This is a genomic window from Acetomicrobium sp. (genome assembly GCF_059026225.1).
Genome location: NZ_JBWQOQ010000007.1, coordinates 316,473 through 338,896, shown reverse-complemented (window position 1 = coordinate 338,896; position 22,424 = coordinate 316,473). Strand labels below are relative to the sequence as shown.

General features: G+C 44.8%; 25 protein-coding genes. 16 read left to right on the top strand and 9 right to left on the bottom strand.

Going from position 1 to position 22,424, the window contains the following annotated elements:
• Positions 1-18: 18 nt before the first annotated feature.
• The 6 genes from AC5SXE_RS05995 to AC5SXE_RS05970 all read right to left on the bottom strand — a co-directional run bounded on the left by AC5SXE_RS05995 (position 19) and on the right by AC5SXE_RS05970 (position 3,923).
• The gene (locus tag AC5SXE_RS05995; RefSeq protein WP_416358705.1) at positions 19-936 is read right to left on the bottom strand and encodes an ATP-binding protein; all 918 of its coding nucleotides are present in this window, start codon (positions 934-936) and stop codon (positions 19-21) included.
• A gap of 30 nt (positions 937-966) precedes the next feature.
• On the bottom strand, positions 967-1,845 hold the full coding sequence (locus AC5SXE_RS05990; RefSeq protein WP_323720511.1) for an ATP-binding protein: 879 nt from the start codon (positions 1,843-1,845) through the stop codon (positions 967-969).
• A gap of 150 nt (positions 1,846-1,995) precedes the next feature.
• Positions 1,996-2,349, bottom strand: a complete 354-nt coding sequence (locus AC5SXE_RS05985) for a NifB/NifX family molybdenum-iron cluster-binding protein (protein WP_323720512.1) — start codon at positions 2,347-2,349, stop codon at positions 1,996-1,998.
• A 100-nt stretch (positions 2,350-2,449) separates the two neighbouring features.
• A complete protein-coding gene (locus AC5SXE_RS05980) occupies positions 2,450-2,920 on the bottom strand; it encodes a NifB/NifX family molybdenum-iron cluster-binding protein (RefSeq protein WP_323720513.1) in 471 nt (156 codons plus the stop codon).
• A complete protein-coding gene (locus tag AC5SXE_RS05975) occupies positions 2,886-3,302 on the bottom strand; it encodes a DUF5320 domain-containing protein (RefSeq protein ID WP_323720514.1) in 417 nt (138 codons plus the stop codon). Before AC5SXE_RS05975 ends, AC5SXE_RS05980 begins: the two co-directional genes overlap by 35 nt.
• Positions 3,303-3,449: 147 nt before the next feature.
• A complete protein-coding gene (locus tag AC5SXE_RS05970; protein WP_323720515.1) occupies positions 3,450-3,923 on the bottom strand; it encodes a DUF134 domain-containing protein in 474 nt (157 codons plus the stop codon).
• A 309-nt stretch (positions 3,924-4,232) separates the two neighbouring features.
• Between AC5SXE_RS05970 and AC5SXE_RS05965 the strand changes: the two genes are divergently transcribed.
• From AC5SXE_RS05965 to AC5SXE_RS05945, 5 genes are all read left to right on the top strand, one after another.
• Positions 4,233-5,813: an AAA family ATPase gene (locus tag AC5SXE_RS05965; RefSeq protein ID WP_323720516.1), complete on the top strand. Its 1,581-nt coding sequence runs from the start codon at positions 4,233-4,235 to the stop codon at positions 5,811-5,813.
• Between the two features lie 181 nt (positions 5,814-5,994).
• Positions 5,995-6,192, top strand: coding sequence for a hypothetical protein (locus tag AC5SXE_RS05960; RefSeq protein WP_493916910.1), 198 nt, complete (start codon positions 5,995-5,997; stop codon positions 6,190-6,192).
• Positions 6,193-6,254: 62 nt separating this feature from the next.
• On the top strand, positions 6,255-6,827 hold the full coding sequence (locus tag AC5SXE_RS05955; protein ID WP_493916909.1) for an FAD-dependent oxidoreductase: 573 nt from the start codon (positions 6,255-6,257) through the stop codon (positions 6,825-6,827).
• Positions 6,737-7,258, top strand: coding sequence for an FAD-dependent oxidoreductase (locus AC5SXE_RS05950; RefSeq protein ID WP_493916908.1), 522 nt, complete (start codon positions 6,737-6,739; stop codon positions 7,256-7,258). The genes AC5SXE_RS05955 and AC5SXE_RS05950 overlap by 91 nt, the downstream gene beginning before the upstream one ends.
• Positions 7,259-7,278: 20 nt before the next feature.
• Positions 7,279-7,689 carry a rhodanese-like domain-containing protein gene (locus AC5SXE_RS05945; protein ID WP_493916907.1) on the top strand — a complete coding sequence of 137 codons (411 nt, stop codon included), beginning with the start codon at positions 7,279-7,281 and terminating at the stop codon, positions 7,687-7,689.
• A 72-nt stretch (positions 7,690-7,761) separates the two neighbouring features.
• On the opposite strand, the gene AC5SXE_RS05940 is transcribed toward AC5SXE_RS05945, so the two are convergent.
• Positions 7,762-8,187 carry a bifunctional nuclease family protein gene (locus AC5SXE_RS05940; protein ID WP_310849512.1) on the bottom strand — a complete coding sequence of 142 codons (426 nt, stop codon included), beginning with the start codon at positions 8,185-8,187 and terminating at the stop codon, positions 7,762-7,764.
• A gap of 365 nt (positions 8,188-8,552) precedes the next feature.
• Here AC5SXE_RS05940 and AC5SXE_RS05935 point away from each other — a divergent pair, with 365 nt between their 5' ends.
• The 11 genes from AC5SXE_RS05935 (at position 8,553) to AC5SXE_RS05885 (ending at position 19,049) form a co-directional block, all read left to right on the top strand.
• Positions 8,553-8,747 carry a hypothetical protein gene (locus AC5SXE_RS05935; RefSeq protein ID WP_493916906.1) on the top strand — a complete coding sequence of 65 codons (195 nt, stop codon included), beginning with the start codon at positions 8,553-8,555 and terminating at the stop codon, positions 8,745-8,747.
• Positions 8,710-9,354 (top strand): M20 metallopeptidase family protein, encoded by a 645-nt coding sequence (locus AC5SXE_RS05930; RefSeq protein ID WP_493916905.1) that lies wholly within the window; start codon positions 8,710-8,712, stop codon positions 9,352-9,354. Before AC5SXE_RS05935 ends, AC5SXE_RS05930 begins: the two co-directional genes overlap by 38 nt.
• 207 nt (positions 9,355-9,561) lie before the next feature.
• On the top strand, positions 9,562-11,151 hold the full coding sequence (locus AC5SXE_RS05925; RefSeq protein WP_310849504.1) for an ABC transporter substrate-binding protein: 1,590 nt from the start codon (positions 9,562-9,564) through the stop codon (positions 11,149-11,151).
• A gap of 153 nt (positions 11,152-11,304) precedes the next feature.
• Positions 11,305-12,315 carry an ABC transporter permease gene (locus AC5SXE_RS05920; RefSeq protein ID WP_310849502.1) on the top strand — a complete coding sequence of 337 codons (1,011 nt, stop codon included), beginning with the start codon at positions 11,305-11,307 and terminating at the stop codon, positions 12,313-12,315.
• Between the two features lie 12 nt (positions 12,316-12,327).
• The gene (locus AC5SXE_RS05915) at positions 12,328-13,215 is read left to right on the top strand and encodes an ABC transporter permease (protein WP_303881390.1); all 888 of its coding nucleotides are present in this window, start codon (positions 12,328-12,330) and stop codon (positions 13,213-13,215) included.
• 8 nt (positions 13,216-13,223) lie between these two features.
• Positions 13,224-14,192 carry an ABC transporter ATP-binding protein gene (locus tag AC5SXE_RS05910; RefSeq protein WP_323720518.1) on the top strand — a complete coding sequence of 323 codons (969 nt, stop codon included), beginning with the start codon at positions 13,224-13,226 and terminating at the stop codon, positions 14,190-14,192.
• Between the two features lie 12 nt (positions 14,193-14,204).
• Entirely contained in the window at positions 14,205-15,164 is a 960-nt protein-coding gene (locus AC5SXE_RS05905; RefSeq protein ID WP_310849497.1) for an ABC transporter ATP-binding protein, read from the top strand.
• Positions 15,165-15,187: 23 nt separating this feature from the next.
• Positions 15,188-15,631, top strand: a complete 444-nt coding sequence (locus AC5SXE_RS05900; protein WP_323720519.1) for an MOSC domain-containing protein — start codon at positions 15,188-15,190, stop codon at positions 15,629-15,631.
• A gap of 218 nt (positions 15,632-15,849) precedes the next feature.
• Complete coding sequence (locus AC5SXE_RS05895; RefSeq protein WP_323720520.1) at positions 15,850-16,773, top strand: acetamidase/formamidase family protein; 924 nt, start codon at positions 15,850-15,852, stop codon at positions 16,771-16,773.
• A 39-nt stretch (positions 16,774-16,812) separates the two neighbouring features.
• Entirely contained in the window at positions 16,813-18,141 is a 1,329-nt protein-coding gene (locus tag AC5SXE_RS05890; protein ID WP_310849491.1) for an APC family permease, read from the top strand.
• Between the two features lie 149 nt (positions 18,142-18,290).
• Positions 18,291-19,049: a DUF364 domain-containing protein gene (locus AC5SXE_RS05885; RefSeq protein ID WP_303882906.1), complete on the top strand. Its 759-nt coding sequence runs from the start codon at positions 18,291-18,293 to the stop codon at positions 19,047-19,049.
• Positions 19,050-19,091: 42 nt separating this feature from the next.
• Here AC5SXE_RS05885 and selB read toward each other — a convergent pair whose 3' ends face one another.
• Positions 19,092-21,014: a selenocysteine-specific translation elongation factor gene (gene selB, locus AC5SXE_RS05880; RefSeq protein ID WP_323720521.1), complete on the bottom strand. Its 1,923-nt coding sequence runs from the start codon at positions 21,012-21,014 to the stop codon at positions 19,092-19,094.
• Positions 21,014-22,417, bottom strand: coding sequence for an L-seryl-tRNA(Sec) selenium transferase (gene selA, locus AC5SXE_RS05875; RefSeq protein WP_323720522.1), 1,404 nt, complete (start codon positions 22,415-22,417; stop codon positions 21,014-21,016). Before selA ends, selB begins: the two co-directional genes overlap by 1 nt.
• Between the last annotated feature and the right edge of the window lie 7 nt (positions 22,418-22,424).

Sequence of the window (22,424 nt, the reverse complement as noted above, 5' to 3'; positions counted from 1 at the left end):
TCATCCTCCTATTTGTGATTACTCAAGGTAAGTTGATACTTTTGCCCAAAGTTCACGTATTGCTTTTGAAGCCTTTCCTTCGTTGTGCCTAGAATGTTCGAAAACATGCGCTGTCGGCGCTATTGGAGGCATTCCCTTCGAAAGAGCTTTTACTACTTCTTCGTCGAAGGGAATCTTTCCAGCGAGATCTATTCCTTCGCCATGACAGTAATGTTCTATCTCCTCTGACTTTTTTTCGTCCAGATCATACTTGTTGATACAAACTAAGGCTTTTACTTTGAAGTGCCTTATCAATTCAAGCAACCTTTTAAAATCATGGATGCCGGCCACAGTGGGTTCTGTAATGATGAGGGCCAGATCTATTTCTGAGATGGATGCTATCACGGGACATCCTATGCCTGGAGGGCCGTCAGTAATTATGCAGCTTAACCCCTGACTTTTGGCTATTAATTGTGCTTCACGTCGTACTTGGGTCACCAGCTTGCCCGAGTTTTCCTCACCCGGTGTCATCCTGGCGTGAACTAGGGGGCCAAAAGATGTATCTGAGATGAACCAGTGACCTGAAAGGTGGTCTTTCAAAGTTATTGCATCCTTTGGGCAAGCCCAAAAACATACACCACAACCTTCGCAGGAAATGAGATCGATCTCGACCTTGCTGTCACTAGAGGCATTAATCTTGTCAATGGCTTCGAAGCGACAGCTTTCAACGCAAATGCCACAGCCGTTACACTTTCCGTAGTCAATCATGGGTTTTTTGGAGCCATAGAATTCCTTGGTTTGTCTTATATAGGGTTTAAGCAAAAGATGCAGGTCGGCTGCATCTACATCGCAATCGGCGAGCACTTTATCTTTGGCTAAAACTGCAAAGCTCCCAACTATTGAAGTCTTCCCGGTTCCGCCTTTGCCGCTTACAACCAGCAATTCTTTCACTTTCATATCATCCCTTCGGCCTCATGCCGTCTAGACTTAATGGATGGCCCCTTTATCAATCGGGTCATATTTAGCTAAAGCACAAATCCTTTCCCAAAGCTCCTTGAAAGCTTCTTTTAATTCAGGAAACTCCTCTACAAGTCGCCCTCCCCTGGCATAACAGGCTGCATACCTTCGATCAAATGGTATTTGCGCCAATATGGGTATTTCCTCTCCCTCACAATAATTTAATATGTCTTTGTTGCCTAGGTCTGCGCGGTTAATTACTACTCCAAAGGGAATTTGCAGATGCCTTGCCACGTCTACAGCCAAAATGAGGTCATTAAGTCCAAAAGGCGTTGGCTCCGTGACTAAGATGCAAAAATCGCAATCTTTAAGCGACGCAACCACTGAACAAGTTGTCCCTGGCGGTGCATCGATGATGGCAACGTCAGCTTGGGAAGTTTTGCCCCTTTTCTTTACCGCATTTATCACTGTAGGAGCCAGTGGGTTTCCTACATTTAGCCTTCCTTGAATGAATCCAATTTGGCCCGCCCACCCGCCTTTTATGCCGCCTATCTCCCTGGGGTTTTCGGATATAGCGCCTTCAGGGCAAAAACGACTACAGCCTCCACACCCATGGCAGAGCTCGGGGAAAATCACTACTTTGGTTCCAAGGACGATGATTGCGTTAAAAGCGCAGATTTCGCTGCACTTACCGCACCCAACGCATTTGCCTTGGTCAACTGCCGGCACGGGAAGGGTGACGATTTCTGAATATTTAAACTCGGGATGAAGGAACAAGTGCACGTTTGGTTCCTCCACGTCGCAATCCAAAATTTGCACGGATAAGATATTTTCGAGAGTCAAAGCAAGATTTACCGCCACGGTGGTCTTGCCTGTTCCACCTTTTCCACTTGCTACCGTTATGATCATCGTCCATCTCCATCGCTTCAAATTAATCGTTAACTGATCTGCATCCAAACCTTATTGATTGCACGAGCTAATGCTGAATCATGCAAGGATAAGACTTGTGACGTTCACCAGCCCTGATCCATGGTAATGAGATTTGTAGGGCACGACGTGTTAGACACACCCTTTGTGATGTTTTCCGTGTTCACAAAGGCTGGGGCCACACTGAAGCGATCCAGCCAGATATGAGTTCACTACCTCGGTGACAGGTCCAGAAACTCCCGTCACGATTTGGATATTTTTTTCAGCAAATAGCTTTTGGGCTTTTGAACCCATGCCGCCGGCAATTACGCATGTGACCCCGAGTTTAGAAAGGTACTCTGGCAAAAAACCAGGTTCATGCCCGGGGTTTTGGATCGCAACTTTATCCGTTATTTTTCCATCGTCCAAAGTAAATATCGAATATTCCGGACATCGTCCGAAGTGTGCGGCTACCATAGAACCATCCGTTGCCACTGCGATCTTCATATTCTGTCAACCTCCCGGTTATCCTAAGATTTTGATGATATTGCTAATTGTTAAATTAGAACAAAAGACTTTAATTTTTTTAAATCTTGTAATTATCACACTACGCTCTCGTAAGTTTGCCTTCTTTATACGCTTCAACTGCCTCGCGCACCCTGCCCGAGGTCATGGCATAGACTTCAATGCCGGCCTCTTTGAGAGCGCGCGCTGCCTTTGGACCCACCTTGCCCGTTACAAGGACATCGACCCCGTAATCTGCGAGAAGCTGGGCGCTTTGAATGCCTGCACCGCCAGCTTCAGTCGCATATTTATTGACGACCGCTTCGTGTTTTCCTGCGTCCAGATCGATGATGATAAAGTACTGACATCTGCCAAAGCGCGGATCTAAAGCCGCATCTAAGTCCTTGCCCTGTGCGGTAACTGCCAGTTTCATCTTGATTTCATCTCCTTTAGACGATTTGCCCTTCTTAGTTCGCTTTAATATTAGTGAAGCAGGGACAGCATTCGAAAACTTTTCAAATGCTGTCCCTGCTTTTACGTTACTTATCTCCTTCTGCCTCTTCACCTTTGACACAGGACAATTCTTCCAGACGTTTTTCGATGGCCTTGAGCTCACTTTTCAGAAGTTCCGCTTGTTGTTTTAAGAAGGCCGTTTCCTCTTCGGCCGCAGCTACATCTTGGGGAATCTCTTCAGGATACGGAGCCATCCATCCGTGGTAATAAGGGTAATAAGCCCTAGCCCAACCCGGCAACCCGGTTGCATAGTACATTCGTCTCCAGCCTCTGCCTCGACCAAACCCAGCTCCCCAACCACGCCTAAGTCCCCCCCTAAAGCCTGCACCTCGACACCAATAGGGGTTCATGTATCCCGGTACCGGATAGCCTGCACAATAGCCGGCAGCCCTCCCGGTCATTGCGCCCATGCCTGCTGGACCTGTTCTATCGCCTCTTGGCATTCTCTTACACCTCCCTTTTCGTTGTGGCGTAAGGTGGAAAATGGTCATATGTTCATAACAAATATATAGTAGTTATGAACATATGTCAATAACTTTAAAAAATAATTCTTAAATCTTTTATCTGGAAGCTTTGGAGGTGTTTTTTCTTTACTCTTGGCGCCAGCCTCTGCCATGGCGGCCCCTCGGGACATCTTTGACGTCTCTGGCCTCGTCAGCAAGGCGCACATGGCGGGCACCACATCGCGGGCATCTCATTTCACTAGCATTTCCTTCAGTGTCAGCGAGGGCCTCAAGCTCAAAGTCGCAGGATTTACATCTGCGGGGACGAAAAGCTATTTTGTAATTTCCGCCTTCTACTCGAATTGCCCTGCCTTCTACTAGTGCTCTTGCTATCTTTTGTCTGGCCGAGACGAGCACCCTTTGAAATGTGGGCCGTGAAATTTTCATCCTCTCCGCGCATTCTTCTTGTTCCAATCCCAAAAGGTCTTTAAGGCGAATGGCCTCTAACTCCTCCACAGCCAATACTTCCTCCTCGAGTTCTCGCAGCGGAACTCCTGTTGGCTTAAACACTGTTACTTGCGGAAGAAACTCGACACGTCTAAATTTAGGTGGTCTTGGCATATATACATCAACTCCAATTGTTAGCATTTCTTTTAATCATTTCTAAAAAATTTATTGTTAGGTAAATTTGCCGCTGATCAGTTTTCGCTTTAAGTTAGTGTCTTGCACGTATAATTTTGGACATATGTTTATTATATTGTAATTGCTTTGACGATTTTGCGTCAATAAAAAGCGCCCCAGGAGCTGGAAAGGTGGCGCTTAATGAGCATTCGGATCTTAATTTTCGATTTAAACAATGATATGATTTACCTGAAGCGAATGAACATTTTGGGAATGCCTTAAAAAACGCAGGCAGGGGTTTGAAATCACATGACAGAGATTGAAATTAACGAAGGCTTTCGCATGGCATTGGATCTCATGGAAAATTCAAATAAAAATGTCTTCATCACGGGACGAGCCGGTACGGGAAAGTCCACGTTGTTGTCGTATTTTCAGCAAAATACCAATAAAAAAGTGGCAGTTTTAGCCCCAACTGGTGTAGCCGCCTTAAACGTCAGGGGCCAGACGATACATTCTTTCTTTGGGTTTAAGCCCAACGTCACGTTTGATAAGATCAAAAAGATCAGCTCATCAAGGGGTTCAAGCAATATTTATAAAAAGATTGATACCATAGTCATCGATGAGGTGTCGATGGTTCGAGCAGATTTGCTCGACTGTGTGGACAAATTTTTGAGGCTTAACGGACCCGATAAGAAATTGCCCTTTGGTGGAATTCAAATGATCTTCATAGGAGACTTGTATCAACTCCCTCCTGTGGTTACAAAAAACGAAAAAGAGGTATTTAAGACCCTTTATGATAGTCCCTATTTTTACAGTGCCAAGGTTTTTGATTTCTTGGATATGGAGTTCATTGAACTCGATAAGATATATCGACAACACGACCAGAAATTCATAGACCTCCTTGGCGCAATTCGCAATAAGACCGTCACAGATGAGGACATGGAGCTTTTAAACAGCCGCGTAGTCCCCGACTTTGAGCCCGACCCGGATGAATTCTTCGTATATTTGACCACAACGAACAAGGGGGCAGAAGAAATTAACGAGCAGCAGCTTTCTAAACTGAAGGGCAAAACTTATATATTTAACGGCGCTATCAAGGGCGAATTTAGCAACGACTATTTGCCAACGGCTTCGAAACTTAAGGTAAAAGTTGGAGCTCAGATCATGCTTTTAAACAACGACTCACTTGGCAGGTGGGTAAACGGAAGCATTGGAAGAATTATTGATATTTACGAGGACGTCCTAGAGTTTGAGGACAAGAAAGAATACGTCATTGTAGCAGAGCTTTCTGATGGCAGAGAGGTAGAGATAACGCCTCACACCTGGGAGATCTTCCACCTTTACGTCGATGGAGATAAGTTGCAATCTCAAACGATCGGTAAGTTCACGCAGTACCCGATAATGCTAGCCTGGGCCGTTACCATTCACAAAAGCCAAGGAAAGACCTTTGACAAGGTAATCATAGATATTGGGCGAGGCGCCTTCGCTCACGGCCAAGTTTATGTGGCCTTAAGTCGATGCACTTGTCTGGATGGGATAATCCTAAAGAGGCCGATCAAAAAGGAACACATATGGATGGACTGGAACGTCGTGCGCTTTTTGACTAAATGTCAGTATGACAAGTCAGAAGAAGCACTATCTTTGGAGGAAAAGATTGATCTTATAAGAAAAGCCATCGTTGAAGATCAACCTTTGGAAATCGTTTACTTAAAGCCAAATAACGAAAAAAGCGAAAGAATTGTATGGCCGCACGAAGTTGGGGAAATGGAATACAGAGGCAAAAAGTATATAGGAATGAGAGCCTTCTGCAACGCCCGCAATGACGAGAGGACCTTTAGGGTAGATAGGATCTTGAAATTAAATGAAGCAAGAGAAACAATTTCTCACTAAAACTAAAACCTCAATAGCCAGCAGGGAAATCCGCACCTATTGATATCCAGAGCTTAGATTATTCATGTTTTTAACCCCATGAGTTGCTTTTCACTTGACAATGGTTACCCTATTGCGCTAAATTTAATAATACCATAGGGGGTAATGCATTTTTTAAAAAATCTTCAAGGAGTGAGTTTAAATGGGTAAGAAAGTTTTAATCATAGGTGGCGTTGCTTGTGGCGGAAAGACGGCAGCACGGCTTATGAGGATCGATCCCGAAGCTGAAGTCACGATTTTAGAGAAGGGTAAATATTTGAGTTATGCAGGTTGTGGCCTTCCCTTCTATGTAGGTGGTGTGGTGAAAGAATACAGCGATTTGATGACCACGCCAATATAGGAATTGTAAGGGACGAAAACTTTTTTAGAAAGGTAAAACACATCAATGTTCATACCAGTCATATGGCTACTAAAATAGATAGAAAAAACCACAATGTTATAGCTGTTGACCTTACTTCCGGCCAGGAAAAGAACTTTTCCTACGATAAGCTGGTCATCGCGACAGGTGCTTCACCCATAAGGCTTCCTTTGCCCGGTTCTGATTTACCAGAGGTTTTTACCTTATGGACCATGTCCGATGCATTAGCCATGAGAGCGGCCATAGATAGCGGCAAGGTAAAACGTGCCGTCATCATTGGCGGAGGCCTCATAGGCATGGAGGTCGTCGAAGCACTTTGCAATCGGGGCCTTGAGGTGTCCGTTGTCGATATTCTCGACAGACCTCTGCCTGCGATGATTGATCCCGCCTTTGGCAGATACCTTTTAAAAGCGCTTCAATCCAAAGGGGTCCATTTCTACGGTGAAGAAAGGGTTTTAGAGATAGTTGGCCATAACGGAGAAGTTAAAAATCGGTCAAGACCGATAAGAGGGAAATACCCGCGGATATGGTGCTCATGGCGGTTGGCGTGCGCCCAAATACGGCTATTGCTAAGGATGCGGGGTTGGAGATCGGAAAAAGTGGCGGAATCCTCGTAGATGAACACATGAGAACTAATGACCCCGATATTTACGCCGGCGGTGACTGCGTAGAGGTCAATCATATCTTGACGGGTCGGAAAACGTGGCAACCAATGGGTTCGGTTGCAAACAGGCAGGGCCGGGTTATTGCCGATAACATAGCGGGAATACCGTCAACCTTCCCTGGAGTTGCCGGAACGGCGATAATGAGGGCCTTCGAGTACACCATAGGAAAAACAGGCCTCACTAAAGAAGAGGCAATCAAAGAGGGATATGACGCTGAGGCGGTAACTATCGTAAATTCGGATATTCCTCATTTTATGCCCAACTCCGCCTTGATTACCATCAGACTGGTTGCCGATAAGAAAACTCGTCGTGTTTTGGGAGCGCAAGTTTTTTTGGCAAGGGTCGTGCCGATAAGCGACTGGATATCCTGGTCACGGCAGTGACTGGCGGTCTAACAATTGACATGCTTGGAAATACCGATGTGGCTTACGCTCCACCCTATTCAACTGCTTTGGATCCCGTGACGCATGCTGCGAACGCGTTAAAAAACAAGATGGACAACCTCATGAGGTCAGTAAGCCCCTTAGAACTGAAGGAAAAAATTGAAGAAGGTTGGAATCCTTTGTGTGTTGACGTCAGGACTCCGGAAGAAATCATAACTCAGGGTCAACTTCCCTACGATTGTGTTAACATTCCACTAGGTCTTCTATGGGAGAAAGCTTCTGAGCTTCCCAAAGATCGCGATATCGTCACATATTGCAAGATTTCCGTGAGAGGCTGGGATGCTTACTCCATCCTTCGTCGCCGTGGATTTGAGAAGGTATTTGTCCTTGAAGGAGGCATAGAGGGCTGGCCCTTTGAGCTTGCAAAGTGAACTTCATGAGATAATTGCAGTAAAACCTGAGGGCTTTTTTTAAAAAGTTGAACCTTGATATCGCATACCTGTTCAGCTGCGATCGACGTTTAAGTCCGAAGGATTTACCGTAAATTCGATCAACTTCAAGTTCATGTATATCGGGGCATTGTAGGCAAGGGCAATGGCTATAGCATCGCTTGGACGGGAATCAACTTCAAAGGTATATTTATCATGCTTAACGTATAAGCTTGCATAGTAAACGTTGTCCTTTATATTCGTTATGATTATTTGCTCGACTTCTGCTCCCAGCAAATCTAAAAGATTTTTAAGCAGGTTATGAGTTAGAGGACGGTTAGGAGTTATTCCCTGCATGTTCATCAAAATAGCCATTGCCTCGACCGGCCCGATTACGATTGGCAGAACTTTTGTTTCCTCTTGGTCACTTAACATCACTACGTGATTGTTGTTCTCGTCGACGACAATGCCTTTCACGAACACTTGTATATTATTAAACATGGCCTTCACCTCTTTTTATGTATATTATGAGATAAACCAGGCTCAATGTAAATAAGCACGTTGGATGACTTTTCATCAATTTATCAAAAAACAGGTCCAGCTTCCCCCTATAAATCATGACTTGTACCTTAGCCTACCATGTACGGTTTGTTACAGTTTTAGACTCACATATTACTTTATTACTTGTATAAGATTTGAGATGCTTGCAGGACTCTATAATGCCTAATTTAAAATAGCAGTCATAGACTTGAGTTTCATGCTAGCCAATCATGAAAGTGGTTGCAATAATATTTAATGTTTTATATAATGCTGAAATGGTTGAGTTCAATCAAAAGTACTTTCAACATAGGAAGGGGGAATTAGTTTTGACTGGGAACGAGGGGAATAAGAATGGTCTATTGTTTAAGTTTGTTGGTTGGATTGAACGCGTTGGTAATAAGTTGCCCCACATATTTTGGATCTTTTTGTTCTTCTGGTTTTTGGTGATTATTCTTTCCGGCGTATTTGAAGGCGTCTCAGCTATTGCACCTGCTACGAACGAAAAAATCGGATGGATTTGAGATCCGAATCGCCGGTAAGGGCGGCCATGTGGCTCATCCTCATTTGGCCAATGATCCAACAGCACCGGCTGCAGACATATATAACGCATTTCATAAATTGGTTTCCAGGGCGGCCAATCCTTTTTCTCCCGTGGTCATAACATTGCCAATGGTAAAAGCAAGCGATGGATACAACGTTATTCCCGAGTCGGTTGAAATTAGGGGCACATTGAGGACCTTTGATTCCAACTTGAGAGACAGGCTAATGAAAAGGATGCAGTCCATCGCCGAGCGTTACGCCGAAGGATGGGGTTGTTCGTCTTCCTTTGGGCTTTTTAGAGCCCCCTATCCTCCGCTCGTGAACGACTCAAGCCTTGTGGATTTTGTAACGGAAGCTTTGCAAGCCATCGGACCTATAGTCGAAGCTGAAATGACCATGGGTGGCGAGGATTTCGCATTTTATACGCAGAAAATTCCCGGCGCGTTCTTGCAACTTGGCATCAGAAACGAGGAAAAAAACATCGTTTTCCCACATCATCACCCCAAGTTTGACGTAGATGAAGACGTGCTGTGGAAAGGCGTTGCAGCTTATGCGTTGCTTGCTTATAAATACCTTCAGTTAAGCTAGCTTTAGTAAAATACTATTTTGTACTCGTCAAATGGGCGGATAGCTTTCTCTTGTAAAGCAGTTTCTGGAAGACAAAGAGAGGTGGCTGTCCGCCCTTGCGTTGCCTGCATGTGTGATGGGCAAAAGGGCGTGACCAACTTTTTTTGACACCACCATGATGTCTTGCTAGAATAACAACAATCAATAAAAGTAGGGGGTATGTATAATATGCGTAAGAGAGCGATAGTTTTAATATTGGCGTTTTTAAGCTGTTTTTTCTTTGCTACTCACTCCCCCGCAGCAACGCCTAAAGACTCGTTAGTCATAGCCGCAGACACACAGATATTAATTTCTCTAGATCCGGCCGTATGTTATGAAACATTAGCTGCACAAATAACAGAGGCAGGGTACTCAGGATTAACTCATATCGATTACGTGAACGGCGTATTGACTCCCGTACCTGGTTTAGCTGAGAGTTGGGAGATTCTCGAAGATGGCACAAAATATGTATTTCATTTGAGAGAAAACGCTCGTTTTTCGAATGGCGACCCTGTAACGGCCGATGATGTGGTGTTTTCCTTCCAAAGACTTTTAAGCATTTACAAGTCTCCTGCGTGGCTGTTGGAGGAAATAGGACTCACGAGGGAAAATATGCAAGAGACTATCACCAAGAAGGACGATCGCACTGTTGTATTAAAGACAAAACCGCTTGCACCTAACATTATTTTATCCATTCTCGGGGGCGCATGGGGCGGGATTGTAAACAAAAAAGTCGTGATGGCGAATGAAGTCAACGGTGATCTTGGAGAGGCCTACTTATTGGATAAGTCTGTCGGCGCAGGCGCTGGGCCTTACGAGATAGTCGAGTGGAAGAGAAATGACCACGTTTTGCTTCGTGCAAATCAATATTTTTGGGCCGGAGTTCCTGCCATAAAGCAAATTTTTATTAAAGACGTGCCGGAATCAACAACTCAGTTTCTGCTCGTTCAAAAAGGCGACGTTGATGTTGCCTGGAGAGTGACGACAGAGCAAGCTGCTCAACTTAGAGATTCGCCGCAAAAAGGTGTGAAATTGATCGCCGTACCCTCTCAGTCAAATGAATATATAGCTATGAATGCTCAGTGGGGACCTTTTAAAGATGAGCGAGTAGTTAAGGCTGTCAAATATGCTATTGATTACGATGCTATAATTAATTCAGTCTTGAGAGGTTTTGCCGTGCTCAATCAAAATTTCATACCGATCGGTTATTTTGGTTACATCGAGATGAATCCCTATAAAAAAGACGTCGCAAAGGCAAAACAACTGCTGAAAGATGCCGGATATCCGGATGGCTTTGAAGTGGAAATTTTGACTAACCCGACCCAGATCAGGATGGATGAAGCAGTGTTGGTTCAATCAAATTTTGCCGAGGTTGGAATAAAAGCCACGGTAACCACCATGCCAGCTTCTGAAATGTATGCTAAATTTAGGCAGCAAGGTCATCAGATAATCTTAGCAGGATGGGGCATAGACTATCCCGATCCCGATGCCTTGGCAAAGCCCTTTGCAAATTACAGGGTCAAGCAGCTTGCATGGAGGACTATGTGGTACGATGATCATGCCGCGGATTTGGCGGAAAAAGCCGGTTTAGAATTAAACGAAGAGCGACGACTTGAACTTTACAAGGAGCTTCAGGAATATTGGATCGAAAAAAGCCCATTCGTCATGCTCTACCAACCACTGGATTTTTGGGTCATAAGGGATAACGTGCTTGGATTTGAGGATGCAGCGGCTGGTTATAGCATTACCTTTGACTTTACAAAAATCTCAAAGAAGTAAAAACTAAGAATCACCTTATTTCGTTTCCATTAGAACTTAATTATACGTGGAAGTCAGTGTCTAAAGGGAAGGGGTTCTGTTTTTAAAGGCCCCTTCTCTGTTTAAAGTGTATAATATCTTTCTGACTAAAAGGCAGGGGGATTAAAATATAAAATGAGGCTTGAAACATTCGTCATAAAAAGGTTATTTTTGATGCTCATTGTCCTTTTTGGTGTTTCCGTGGTAGTTTTCGTTGTGGCTAGAGCAATACCTGCAGACCCGGTAGGAGCTATTTTAGGGGGTAACGCTCCAATAGAACTGGTTGATGAAATGAGAAGGCGCCTGGGCCTGGATAAACCTTTATATGCTCAGTTTGTTGATTTCATGTCTGGCGTGGTTAGAGGCGACTTCGGGATATCCATTAAGAGCAACAGGCCCGTTATAAAAGATATAGCAGAATTTTTTCCCGCAACACTTGAGCTTGCCATAGTGGCGGCTTTAATCTCCGTAGTTTTAGGAGTGCCTCTTGGAATTTTTTCTGCCGTACATCGAAACAAGCTAATAGATCACTTTTGTAGGGTATTTTCGATATTAGGCGTATCGATGCCGGTCTTTTGGACCGGACTTTTGCTTTTGATTTTATTTTATTATCGTTTGGGCTGGTTGCCTGGCAGTGGACGTGTTGGCATATTCACTTATTTGCCGCCCAAGGTTACCGGTCTTTTGCTGTTGGATTCTTTGCTTGCAGGAAATTTCGAAGCCTTTAAAGACGCTTTGTCGCACATAATATTGCCAGCTGTAGTTCTTGGATACTCCTCCACTGCGTCCATTGCCCGAATCATGCGCTCGAGCATGCTAGATGTCTTAAGACAAGATTTCATAAGGACCGCAAGGGCGAAGGGAATAGGAAGAAAGCTCGTCATATATAGACATGCCTTGCGTAACGCTTTAATACCTGTTGTTACTGTCATTGGGTTGACCTTTGGCGGCTTGCTTGAGGGAGCTGTTTTAACCGAAACTATATTTGGTTGGCCAGGCCTTGGGCGTTACATAGTAAATTCTTTGCTTCTTTTGGATTACCCAGCAATCATGGGAGGCACCTTATTTGTTGCCATCGTTTATTCCCTGGTTAACCTAGTTGTCGATATTATTTATGCTGCGTTGGATCCTAGGATGCGAGTTTAGGAGGGATCGTGCTTGCAGACGGAACGTTCAAACGTCGCTATATCGCGTCGTCAGCTTTTGATCGAGGATTGGAAACATACGCTTTACCTGTGGAGGCAAAATAGATTGGCCATGATTGGCACCATATTGGTGGCCTTTTTCATCGTGATAGCCATTTTTGCGCCCGCGATTGCTCCCTATGATCCGATAGAGATAAATATTTCAAGGAGCCTGCTTCCTCCTAGCAGTGATCACATATTCGGTACGGATCAGTTCGGAAGGGATATCTTCAGCAGAGTCGTATACGGAGCTCGCATCGAGGTTGGTATTATTTTGCTTGTAACCGTTATCAGCGGAACGATAGGGGTTGCCGTGGGCATCACGGCGGGCTATTTTGGTGGCATTATAGATGACGTTTTGATGAGGATTACAGATGTATTTTTATCTTTTCCCAATTTAATCTTAGCCATGGCTTTGTCTGCCATGCTTGGTCGAGGGGTATTTAATGCCATCATAGCGATATCTTTAGTGGGATGGACCGTGATAGCGAGGTTGGCGCGCGCTGAAGCCATGAAGATAAAATCCCTACCCTATATTGAAGCTATCAGGGCCCTTGGTGCCAGTAATACTAGAATATTACTCCTTCATGTATTGCCCATGTGCATGTCACCTGTGTTAGTCCAGCTATCCTTGAGGATGGGGTCAATTATACTAACCGCTGCAGGGCTGGGCTTCCTTGGCCTTGGAGCGCAACCTCCTACGCCTGAATGGGGTGCAATCGTGAGCGATGGTAGAAGCTACCTTGTACAGCAGTGGTGGATATCAACTTTTCCAGGTTTATTCATAGCGCTCGTAGTTTTAGGTTTTAATCTGCTTGGCGACGGTATACGCGATATCATGGACCCTAGAATTAGGAGGTAACTCGATCGATGGCGAGGTTGCTTGAGGTAAATAATTTGCGCGTCATCTTTCGGACATACAGAGGGATAATCAAGGCTCTAAATGGCGTTAGATTGTGGCTTAACGAAGAGGAACGTCTGGGGATCGTTGGAGAGACAGGTTGTGGCAAGTCGGTGTCTGCTCTCTCAATCATGAGGCTTATAGATGAACCCGGCGAAATAATCGAAGGGCAGGTTTTGTTTGAAGGAACCGATCTTTTAAAAATAACGGAAGAAGAGATGGATAAAACAGTTCGAGGCAAAAAGATGTCTATGATATTTCAAGAGCCCATCTCTGCCCTTAATCCCGTCTTTAAGGTGGGATTTCAAATCGCCGAGTCAATCGCTCATAGCAGTGAAATTAGCATGGGTGATGCCTACGAAAAGGCTCCCGAGATTCTTGAAATGGTAGGCCTTGACTGGAGAAGATCGATGGATTTATATCCTCACGAATTAAGCGGTGGCATGGCTCAACGAGTGATGATAGCCATGGCTCTTGCGGTGAAACCAAAGCTTTTGATCGCAGATGAACCAACTTCCGCATTGGATGTGACCATTCAGGCACAGATACTTCAGTTACTCGATGAACTTGTCAGGGTAGGGAGAAATGCCGTTATTCTCATAACTCACGATCTTGGGATTGCTTCGGAGTTTTGCGATAGAATTACCGTCATGTACGCCGGAAACGCTATTGAGATCTCAAGCTCGGAGGAGATTTTTGAAGAACCCTTGCATCCATATACCAAAGGGCTGATAGATTCTATACCCATCATAGGAGCTTCAAAGGTCCTATCGGGCATTCCGGGCTCTGTTCCTGATTTAATAGCCCCGCCTCCGGGGTGCAGGTTTCATCCCAGGTGCGATTTTTGTTTTGATAAATGTTGCGTAGAACTTCCAGATCTGAAGGAAGTAAAACCAGGCCATTTCGTGGCATGTCATCTTTATTCTGACAGTTTTTAAGGAGGCCAAAGCGTGGAAGCCCTCGTTGAGATAGAAAACTTGAGGAAATATTTTGATATTAAAAAATCGATACTATCAAGGCCACTTCAGGTTAAAGCTATCAATGGCATTTCCCTGAAGATTCCAAAGGGCGCTATCTTTGCCGTCGTAGGAGAGTCTGGGTCTGGCAAAAGCACGCTCGGAAGAGTAATACTGAAACTAATCGAGCCCACATCAGGGAAGATATATCTCAATGGCCAAGATATCACGATGCTGAAACCGAAAGAGTTGATCAAATACAGAAGGCAAATGCAGATCGTTCAACAGGATCCCTACAATTCACTACATCCTAGAAAATTAGTAAAGGATATCATCGGTGAAGGTTTAAAGATACACTATAAGCTTCCCTCTGACGAAATATACGTAAGGATAAAAGAAATCTTGGAGTGTGTCGGATTGCGAGAGGAACATATGTTTAGGTATCCTCACGAATTTTCCGGTGGGCAGCGTCAAAGGATTGCCATAGCCAGGGCTTTAGTGTTAAGACCCAAGTTCTTGGTTCTAGATGAGCCTACCTCAGCCTTAGACGTCTCCGTCCAAGCAAGAACTTTAGCTTTATTACAGGAGCTCAAAGAAAGCCTCGCACTGACCTATTTGTTTATAACCCACAATCTTGCCGTAGTAGACCACATTGCTTCCCACGTAGCAGTCATGTACTTGGGCAAGATAATGGAGATAGGAAGTAAAGACGATGTATTTTTAAAACCAAGGCATCCCTACACGATAAGCCTTTTAGAGGCCGTACCCAGCGTGGGCAAGGGGAAAAGGATTCGCAAAGTGCCACGTGGCGAGATTCCAAGCCCTCTTGATCCTCCTAAAGGTTGTCTTTTTCATACCAGATGCGTGGAAGCGAAAGAAATATGTGCAGAAAAAGAACCTGAAGAGACAGAAATTTCACCGGGTCATTCTTGTTGGTGTCATTTTTGTAAATGATGAACTAGGAGGTTTTGTTGAAGATGGCCAAAGTTCTAGCAATTTGCGTAAGTGATAAAAGACAGGAGCCCAAAAGGCCTGTAGTGGATGCTCGATTCATCGAAGGCAAGGGGATAGAGGGCGATTCCCACTTTGACTTTTCGACCCGTCATGTTAGCTTGTTGAGATATGAGGACATAAAACGCGCCGAGGAAAAGGCAGGTTTCGCTTTCCCACCGGGGTCTTTGGCAGAAAACCTCGTGATAGAGGGATTGCCCGACGAGATTCCCATAGGAAGCCACCTTAAAATAGGAAGTGATGTGGTCTTGCTCGTCATAGAAAAAGGCAAAAAGCCCAATGAGCCGCATTCATATGATTATCACGGGTGGTGCCTGCTGCCGGAAGTGGGTTATTTCCTCGAAGTGGTGAAAGGAGGCATTGCCAAACCCGGCGATGAGGCTGTGCTTGAAATTTGCACCGCCGATTAAGCCTGCGTCCATAAAGAACGTCCTCGGTGAGATGGTTCAACCGCCTTTTAAACAGACCCTTCAGCACAAATTTTAACTTTTTTAATTTAACTAGATGTATTTTTGATTAAGGCCGCTTGCTATGTGTGTTTATGCTATTCAAGCAAGCGGCCTTGACATTTGTAGTAGATTACTGATTAAATATATACTACATCAAAAATTAGAGGAAGTGATCAGAAATGACTGGAAAAGGAAGTCCACTTATCAATATATCTGATGAAACAACGTTTTTTTCCTTTGATCCGGGGTTAACTCCTATCGCCGAGGTAGAGCAAAATGTTTTAGTGAAGATTGAAACCAAAGATTGTTTTTCAAATCAAATTGCCAGCGAAGAACAATTAATCATGGATATCGACTTTTCAAGGATAAATCCTGCCACGGGGCCTATCTTCATAAAGGGTGCAAAAAGGGGCGATGCTTTAGCCGTCAAAATCCACAAGATAGATCTAAAACAGCAAGGGGCAATAGTTACTATACCGGAAGAAGGTCTCCTGGGAGATGAAGTCAAAGAAGCAAGGACTAGGGTATGCGATATTGGAGCAGAAGAGATTCAATTTTTGAATTTAAGCTTGCCTCTGAAAAAAATGATAGGCGTGATTGGCGTAGCAACACCGGAAAAAACTGCAACGGGGACTCCCGGAAGGCACGGAGGCAACATGGACGCCACAGTTATAACTGAGGGTGTAACTGTTTATTTCCCAATTAGCTACGAAGGAGCTTTATTTGGGCTGGGAGATCTTCACGCCGTGATGGGAGATGGAGAGGTTTGTGTTGCGGCATGCGAGACTCCCGGGTATGTTACAGTTGAATTCGAATCCTTAAACGAATTTGCGCCCCCATGGCCTTGTGTTGAGGCAAAGGACTGGCTATATATTATCGTTTCCGATGAAGACATAAATAAAGCCTTTTACGAAGCGACGGAAGTTGCCGTAAGAGCCCTCCAAAATGCTCTGAAACTTGATTGGCATGATGCATACATGTTATCCAGCATGGCAATGGACCTGGAGATATGTCAACTTGTAGATCCCCGCAAAACGGTTAGGTCAAAGCTTCCCAAAAGCTTAATATCGATTGAGGAGCTTCTTAAGTCAATATCCGCATGAATTCTCAAAAGTGCCAGATTTAATTAGGAGTGATAAACCATGACGGAGACTCAAGAGAACAAACAGACGGAGAAACAGGAATTAAAAAGAGTTCTAAAAATGTGGGATCTAATTGCATTTGCCATAATAACGATGGTCCCGATAGCGCCGATGGGCATTTATGGCGTAGTTGCCGTACTTAGCAAGGGTCACGTGCCTCTCGCATACGCCATAGCAGCTTGCGCTATGGTATTTACAGCTTGGGGATATGGTCAATTCGTGAAGCGATATCCTGAAGCTGGCTCAGTGTATGCTTACGTAAGAGAAACCATTGGTGCTAACGTGGGTTTTATAGCAGGATGGACGATCTTGCTGGATTACATTTTAATTCCGGCACTGGTCATATTGGTCTCTGCCCTTTGGCTGGAAGCCCTTACGGGCATTCCTATGATGATATGGGCCTTGCTATTTATCATCACAGCTACTGTTACAAATGTCTTGGGGATAGAGCTCACAGCAAAAGCTGCGAATGTATTGTTTTATTTTGAAGTTTTCGTTTTAATTGTTTTTCTAGTGGCAGCTATTCATAAAATTACAACAGATCCCGCTTTATCCTTCTCTTTGAGAGCATTTTATAATCCTGAAACTTTTAATTTTAAATATGTACTGAGTGGTACATCTGTCGCAGTTTTAAGTTTTTTGGGTTTTGATATTATGACTACCCTAGCCGAAGAAACATTGGAGGCCAGGAAAGTCGTGAGCAAGGCTGTAGTTCTTGTAATTCCCATTATTGGAATAATGTTTGTTTCACAGACTTACCTGGGTGCCATTATTCACCCCGGCTACGAATTCGCGGATCCAGATGTTGCCTTCTACTACATTGCAAGTGAAGCGGGAGGACGATGGTTACAAATTTTAGTCGTGTTCGGCACTATTCTCGCATGGGGCGTAGGAGATACAATAGCTGCGCAAGCCGGGATATCCAGGGTTTTGTATTCTATGGGTAGACAGGGGCACCTGCCGAGAATATTTTCGAAGTTGCACCCTACTCGCCAAACTCCGTACGTTTCCACTATTATAGTGGCGTTAATAACAATTCCTTTATTGTACTTGCTTACGCTCAAGGATATTTCTTCGCTTGTCAATTTTGGAGCTCTTACATCCTTTGCTCTAATGCATGTCGCATTGGCCTATAGATTGGTAAAAGTTGAACATAAGCCTCTAAGTATAGTGATGCCCATCATTGGTTTTTGTATAACAGCGGTTGTTTGGTATGGCCTTGACGTACTAGCCAAGAGTGTTGGTATTGTCTGGATAATTGTAGGGGTCATTTATCTTGCTTTTATTACTAGAGGCTTTAAGGTCAAAACGATTCTTCCTGTAGACTAGGCTACAAACTAGATATTATAAAAAGCTCAGCGGGCTTAAGTAAGAGGTCAGAGCCTTTAATTTGATAACGTTTCCAGGGTCGCAAGGATTTAACCGCGCTTGTTTTTAAGCGTGAATGTTATTGATATGGACAGAAGGGAGAAGATTATGTGATCGTTCATGAGCTTGTTGCTTCGTTAGAAGCGGAGCTCGGAAAGCTTAGGGTTAAAAAGGCCGTCATTGGCCTGCGTTACGCCTGCGTTATATTATCCGATGACAGCTGCGGCCTGGCTGCAGTTTTAGATGAAGGCTACTGCTGCAGTGATTATAATTGGTATACTCCGCTAGCCGGTTGTTCTGCTTTGGAGCTTGCACAAGGATTGTTGACTGCAGACCCCATTTTATCTTCCTTAGGTCTCGCTACAGTAAACGCGCTACTATCTCGAAATGCACCGCTGCAAGAAATCGAACCCATAGAATTGTTGAGCATAAATGAAGATGACGTCGTCGGCATGGTGGGTAACATTGCTCCACTGGCTAGACGCATCGCCGAGCGTGCTAAGGAAGTACTCATATTTGAGCGAAACCTTTCAAAGCATGCCAGGGACGTTCTTCCCGATTGGGCTGCCGAGTGGGAGCTGCCTCGATGCAGCGCGGTTTTCATCACGGGAACCACATTTATCAATAAAACGATAGACCACCTGCTAGATCTTTGCAAGGGTCGCGTCGTCATCATAGGCCCCTCTACTCCGCTGTGGCCTAAATTACTGCTTCCCTCTCGTCGATCGAGGGGTGTTGATGGACTTTTTGGCGTGAAAGTCTGCGATCCGGAGCTTGTGTGTCAAATCATTAGCGAGGGCGGAGGCACGCGATCCTTTTTGGGCAATGGTGCCGCAAAGGCAGCATTGGTTTATGATAATTCATCATAAGTCTTTGGAGATTTGCAAATAAAATTGTGTTTAAGGCTTTTTTTAAGATTTTTTAAGCAAAATCCTTTTATCTCCAACCCGCCTAGTTATTCCTCGGGCGTCAAAGTCCTCAAGCAGTGGAAGTATATATTTTCTGCTGGCGTTAGTAGCATCGCGCACCGAAGCTATGGTTATTTCAGAAAGCGAACGCAATATAGCTAGTGCCTTTTCCTCGACGTTTCGCGAGAGTAAAAATTCTCCGCCTATTACCCTAAGCTGTCCGCTTTGTCTGACGACTTCCAAAACTCGATTGAGTTTTCCTTTGTCCCATTTTAAATCTTTCATTGCCTCCTCGAGCGTTGGAAATTGAAAGCCCCTTTCATCGCAATAAGCCAACAGCCTTTTTATATCCTCTAAGATGTCTTCGTCAAGCACTGGTAATGCTCCGGAAAGCCTTACGATTTCTCCATCCATTTCGATAACGCTGTGGCTTGCGAGCAGCTTCAGCAATTCCTGGAATTGTTTTTTCGTCAGGGGAAGTTGCGTAAAAGATATCAAATCTGAAGCCTTCATTCCCGCCAAATGAGGATTTTCCTCGTGAAATTGCGCCAGCAGGCTATGCAGATTGTCTTTTATAGCTTCGAAATACGCAGATGACATCACTAAGGGCTGGTCTCCACATTCAACGAACATCACGCTTGAATCTTTTGCAATTGACTTCAACATGCTTTCCAGTTGTTTGGGAGTTTGCTGAGTCAGCGTGACGGCTTCGCCAAATTGCAATAAACCGTAACGTTCTATGATTGCTGTAATTTTTGATGTCAAATTTGATGCATTGGCAAGTTTATTTAAAAAACCTGCGAGTTCGTTTCTGGCCTTCCTGCCCTTCGGTTTTTTATCATAGGGGAAAAGGACTTCGCCTCCACCTATGGTGCGCAAGGGGGCATGAGATCTGATGACAAAACGCTGCCCTATGAGGGCAACGACGGGCTCGCTTAGCACTGCCTGTGCTAGGGCATCGTTTCCTGGGGTTATCTTTGTATCACTCAAGAGTGCGACTCTTGCCATTACCTCAGAAGTCCCTATATGAAAGTGAACCTGTTGCCAGTGTTTTAAGGGTTCAGGCGCGGATGAAAGCAGGATCAGCTTTACATCAAGACACTGCGTAGTTTTAAATAAGTTCTTCGTGCATACCACGTCGCCCCGCTCAAGCTCCGTGGATTTAATGTCAGGTAAGTTTAACGCTGACCTTTGCCCCGCCAGAGCTTCACTGACAGGTTTGCCATGTACCTGTATCGAACGCACCTTTGAGGTTCTTCCCAAGGGCAATATATCCACAGTATCGCCAACATGTATTTTCCCCTTATATACTGTTCCCGTAACGACGGTACCAAAGCCTGCTATAGGAAAGCTTCTATCGATGGGCATGAAAAAGGGGCCATCCGTATCGCGCGCCCTTAGTTTGTCTACAGTGGCGTCAATGACTTCAAGCAAGTGGTCCAGATTCATGCCCGTCATTGCAGAAACGCAAATTATTGGCTTGTCCTCGAGGAACGTATATTTAACTAAATCCTTTACATCTAATTTTGCAAGTTCAAGCGTTTCCTCATCGACCAGGTCTGCCTTAGTCATGACGACTAACCCCTCTTTAATTCCAAGCAACGATAGAATCTCGAGGTGTTCCCTTGACTGAGGCATGACTCCCTCGTCAGCGGCCACGACGAAGATTACGGCATCAATCCCGGCTGCACCTGCTACCATTTGCCTGATGAAACGCTCGTGTCCCGGAACATCTATGATGCTTATGATTCGGCCACTGGGAAGTTCAAGAGGTGCAAAACCGAGTTCAATAGTGATGCCTCGTTTTTTTTCCTCGATGAGTCTATCGCAATCAACGCCGGAGAGGGCTTTTATAAGCGTCGTTTTCCCGTGATCTATATGGCCTGCCGTTCCGAAGACGATGGTTGTCTCCCTGGGATCCGCCATTAAATATTCCTCCATGTTTCGGCTTTGGAAATTAAAAGGTCGTCCTCCCCAGGTCTCATCGTTCGAACGTGAAGGATTACCCTTTCCTGATCCACGTTGGCTATCACGGATGGTTCCAGTTGTCTTAAAAAAGCCGCAAACTTTGAGGGACCTATTTCTTCGGGTGGCGCAATGGCGACCCCAAAACCGCTTAATTCATCGTCAGGAAACGCTCCTCCGCCGACTACGTCTTTTACTTCGATGACGTCGATATTCCAACCTTCCTCGCTCCTCAACGATTCCCTCAATGAATTCGCCAGATTTGCTGCCCTCATCTTTAAGTCCTTTGGATCTGCCATGAGCATGGCCAATGTGGGAATTTTTGAATGCTCTTCCCTTAAATATATCCTTAAAGTAGCCTCAAGCGCCGCCAGAGTCATTTTGTCCACTCTTAAAGCGCGAAGCATGGGATGTTTTTTAAGCTTCGAAATTATGTCCTTCTTTCCCACGATGCCGCCGATTTGGGGTCCGCCAAGCAGTTTGTCACCGGAAAAAGTTACGATATCAACGCCATCTTTTATGCATTGGCCAATGGTCGGCTCTCCCTTTAGCTCATAGGTAGATAAATCCACCAAAGTGCCACTTCCCAGATCTTCCATTACCAATAGTCCTCTTGAATGGGCAAGATTTGTCAGGTCTTCTCTTCCCACTTCTGAGTGAAATCCCACTATTCTGTAGTTAGATGGGTGAACTTTTAGTATTAACCTGGTCTCTTCCGTTATAGCCCTTTCGTAATCGTAAAGGTGCGTCCTATTCGTCGTGCCAACTTCTACCATTTTTGCGCCGGAAAGGGCCATTATATCAGGGATTCTAAATGACTCTCCGATTTCGATTAATTCACCCCGCGAGATGATAATTTCTCCATCTGAGGCAAGTGCCGTCAGGCACATTAGGACGGCACTTGCATTGTTGTTTACCACTAAGGCTGCCTCTGCACCCGTTAATTGGCATAAAAGCCATTCTACATGGTCGTATCTGTGTCCTCTTTTGCCCGCTTCAAGGTCGTATTCGAGGTTGGTATAACATCTTGACGCATCGTGGACGGCTGCTATCGCTTCATCGGCCAGACAGGATCTGCCCAAGTTCGTATGCACTATGACCCCTGTTGCATTAATGACGGGCCTCATGCTTTTTTTTGAGGATTTCTCCAAGGTCCTTTTTACATCGCTCATTAATCTTTCGATGTCCACTTCCTTTATCTCGCCGCTGAGCATGCTTAATCTCCAGTCATCGAGCACGCTTTCGATGAGCGATTTTACAGCTTTACGCCCAATCATCGGATAGTAATCTTGCACCCACTCTAAGGACAATATTTTGTCCATAGATGGGATGTTGCGTAAATATCTGCTGACATCTTCGCTCATTTTTGAT

Coding starts and splice junctions, on each gene's coding strand:
- AC5SXE_RS05920 (WP_310849502.1), top strand. CDS start 11,305: ATGAGGCTTGAAACATTCGTCATAAAAAGGTTATTTTTGATGCTCATT.
- AC5SXE_RS05970 (WP_323720515.1), bottom strand. CDS start 3,923: ATGCCAAGACCACCTAAATTTAGACGTGTCGAGTTTCTTCCGCAAGTA.
- AC5SXE_RS05985 (WP_323720512.1), bottom strand. CDS start 2,349: ATGAAGATCGCAGTGGCAACGGATGGTTCTATGGTAGCCGCACACTTC.
- AC5SXE_RS05900 (WP_323720519.1), top strand. CDS start 15,188: ATGGCCAAAGTTCTAGCAATTTGCGTAAGTGATAAAAGACAGGAGCCC.
- AC5SXE_RS05895 (WP_323720520.1), top strand. CDS start 15,850: ATGACTGGAAAAGGAAGTCCACTTATCAATATATCTGATGAAACAACG.
- AC5SXE_RS05890 (WP_310849491.1), top strand. CDS start 16,813: ATGACGGAGACTCAAGAGAACAAACAGACGGAGAAACAGGAATTAAAA.
- selB (WP_323720521.1), bottom strand. CDS start 21,014: ATGGCGGATCCCAGGGAGACAACCATCGTCTTCGGAACGGCAGGCCAT.
- AC5SXE_RS05940 (WP_310849512.1), bottom strand. CDS start 8,187: ATGTTTAATAATATACAAGTGTTCGTGAAAGGCATTGTCGTCGACGAG.
- AC5SXE_RS05955 (WP_493916909.1), top strand. CDS start 6,255: ATGGCTACTAAAATAGATAGAAAAAACCACAATGTTATAGCTGTTGAC.
- AC5SXE_RS05975 (WP_323720514.1), bottom strand. CDS start 3,302: ATGCCAAGAGGCGATAGAACAGGTCCAGCAGGCATGGGCGCAATGACC.
- AC5SXE_RS05950 (WP_493916908.1), top strand. CDS start 6,737: ATGGTGCTCATGGCGGTTGGCGTGCGCCCAAATACGGCTATTGCTAAG.
- AC5SXE_RS05945 (WP_493916907.1), top strand. CDS start 7,279: ATGCTTGGAAATACCGATGTGGCTTACGCTCCACCCTATTCAACTGCT.
- AC5SXE_RS05990 (WP_323720511.1), bottom strand. CDS start 1,845: ATGATCATAACGGTAGCAAGTGGAAAAGGTGGAACAGGCAAGACCACC.
- AC5SXE_RS05995 (WP_416358705.1), bottom strand. CDS start 936: ATGAAAGTGAAAGAATTGCTGGTTGTAAGCGGCAAAGGCGGAACCGGG.
- AC5SXE_RS05925 (WP_310849504.1), top strand. CDS start 9,562: ATGCGTAAGAGAGCGATAGTTTTAATATTGGCGTTTTTAAGCTGTTTT.
- AC5SXE_RS05965 (WP_323720516.1), top strand. CDS start 4,233: ATGACAGAGATTGAAATTAACGAAGGCTTTCGCATGGCATTGGATCTC.
- AC5SXE_RS05960 (WP_493916910.1), top strand. CDS start 5,995: ATGGGTAAGAAAGTTTTAATCATAGGTGGCGTTGCTTGTGGCGGAAAG.
- selA (WP_323720522.1), bottom strand. CDS start 22,417: ATGAGCGAAGATGTCAGCAGATATTTACGCAACATCCCATCTATGGAC.
- AC5SXE_RS05910 (WP_323720518.1), top strand. CDS start 13,224: ATGGCGAGGTTGCTTGAGGTAAATAATTTGCGCGTCATCTTTCGGACA.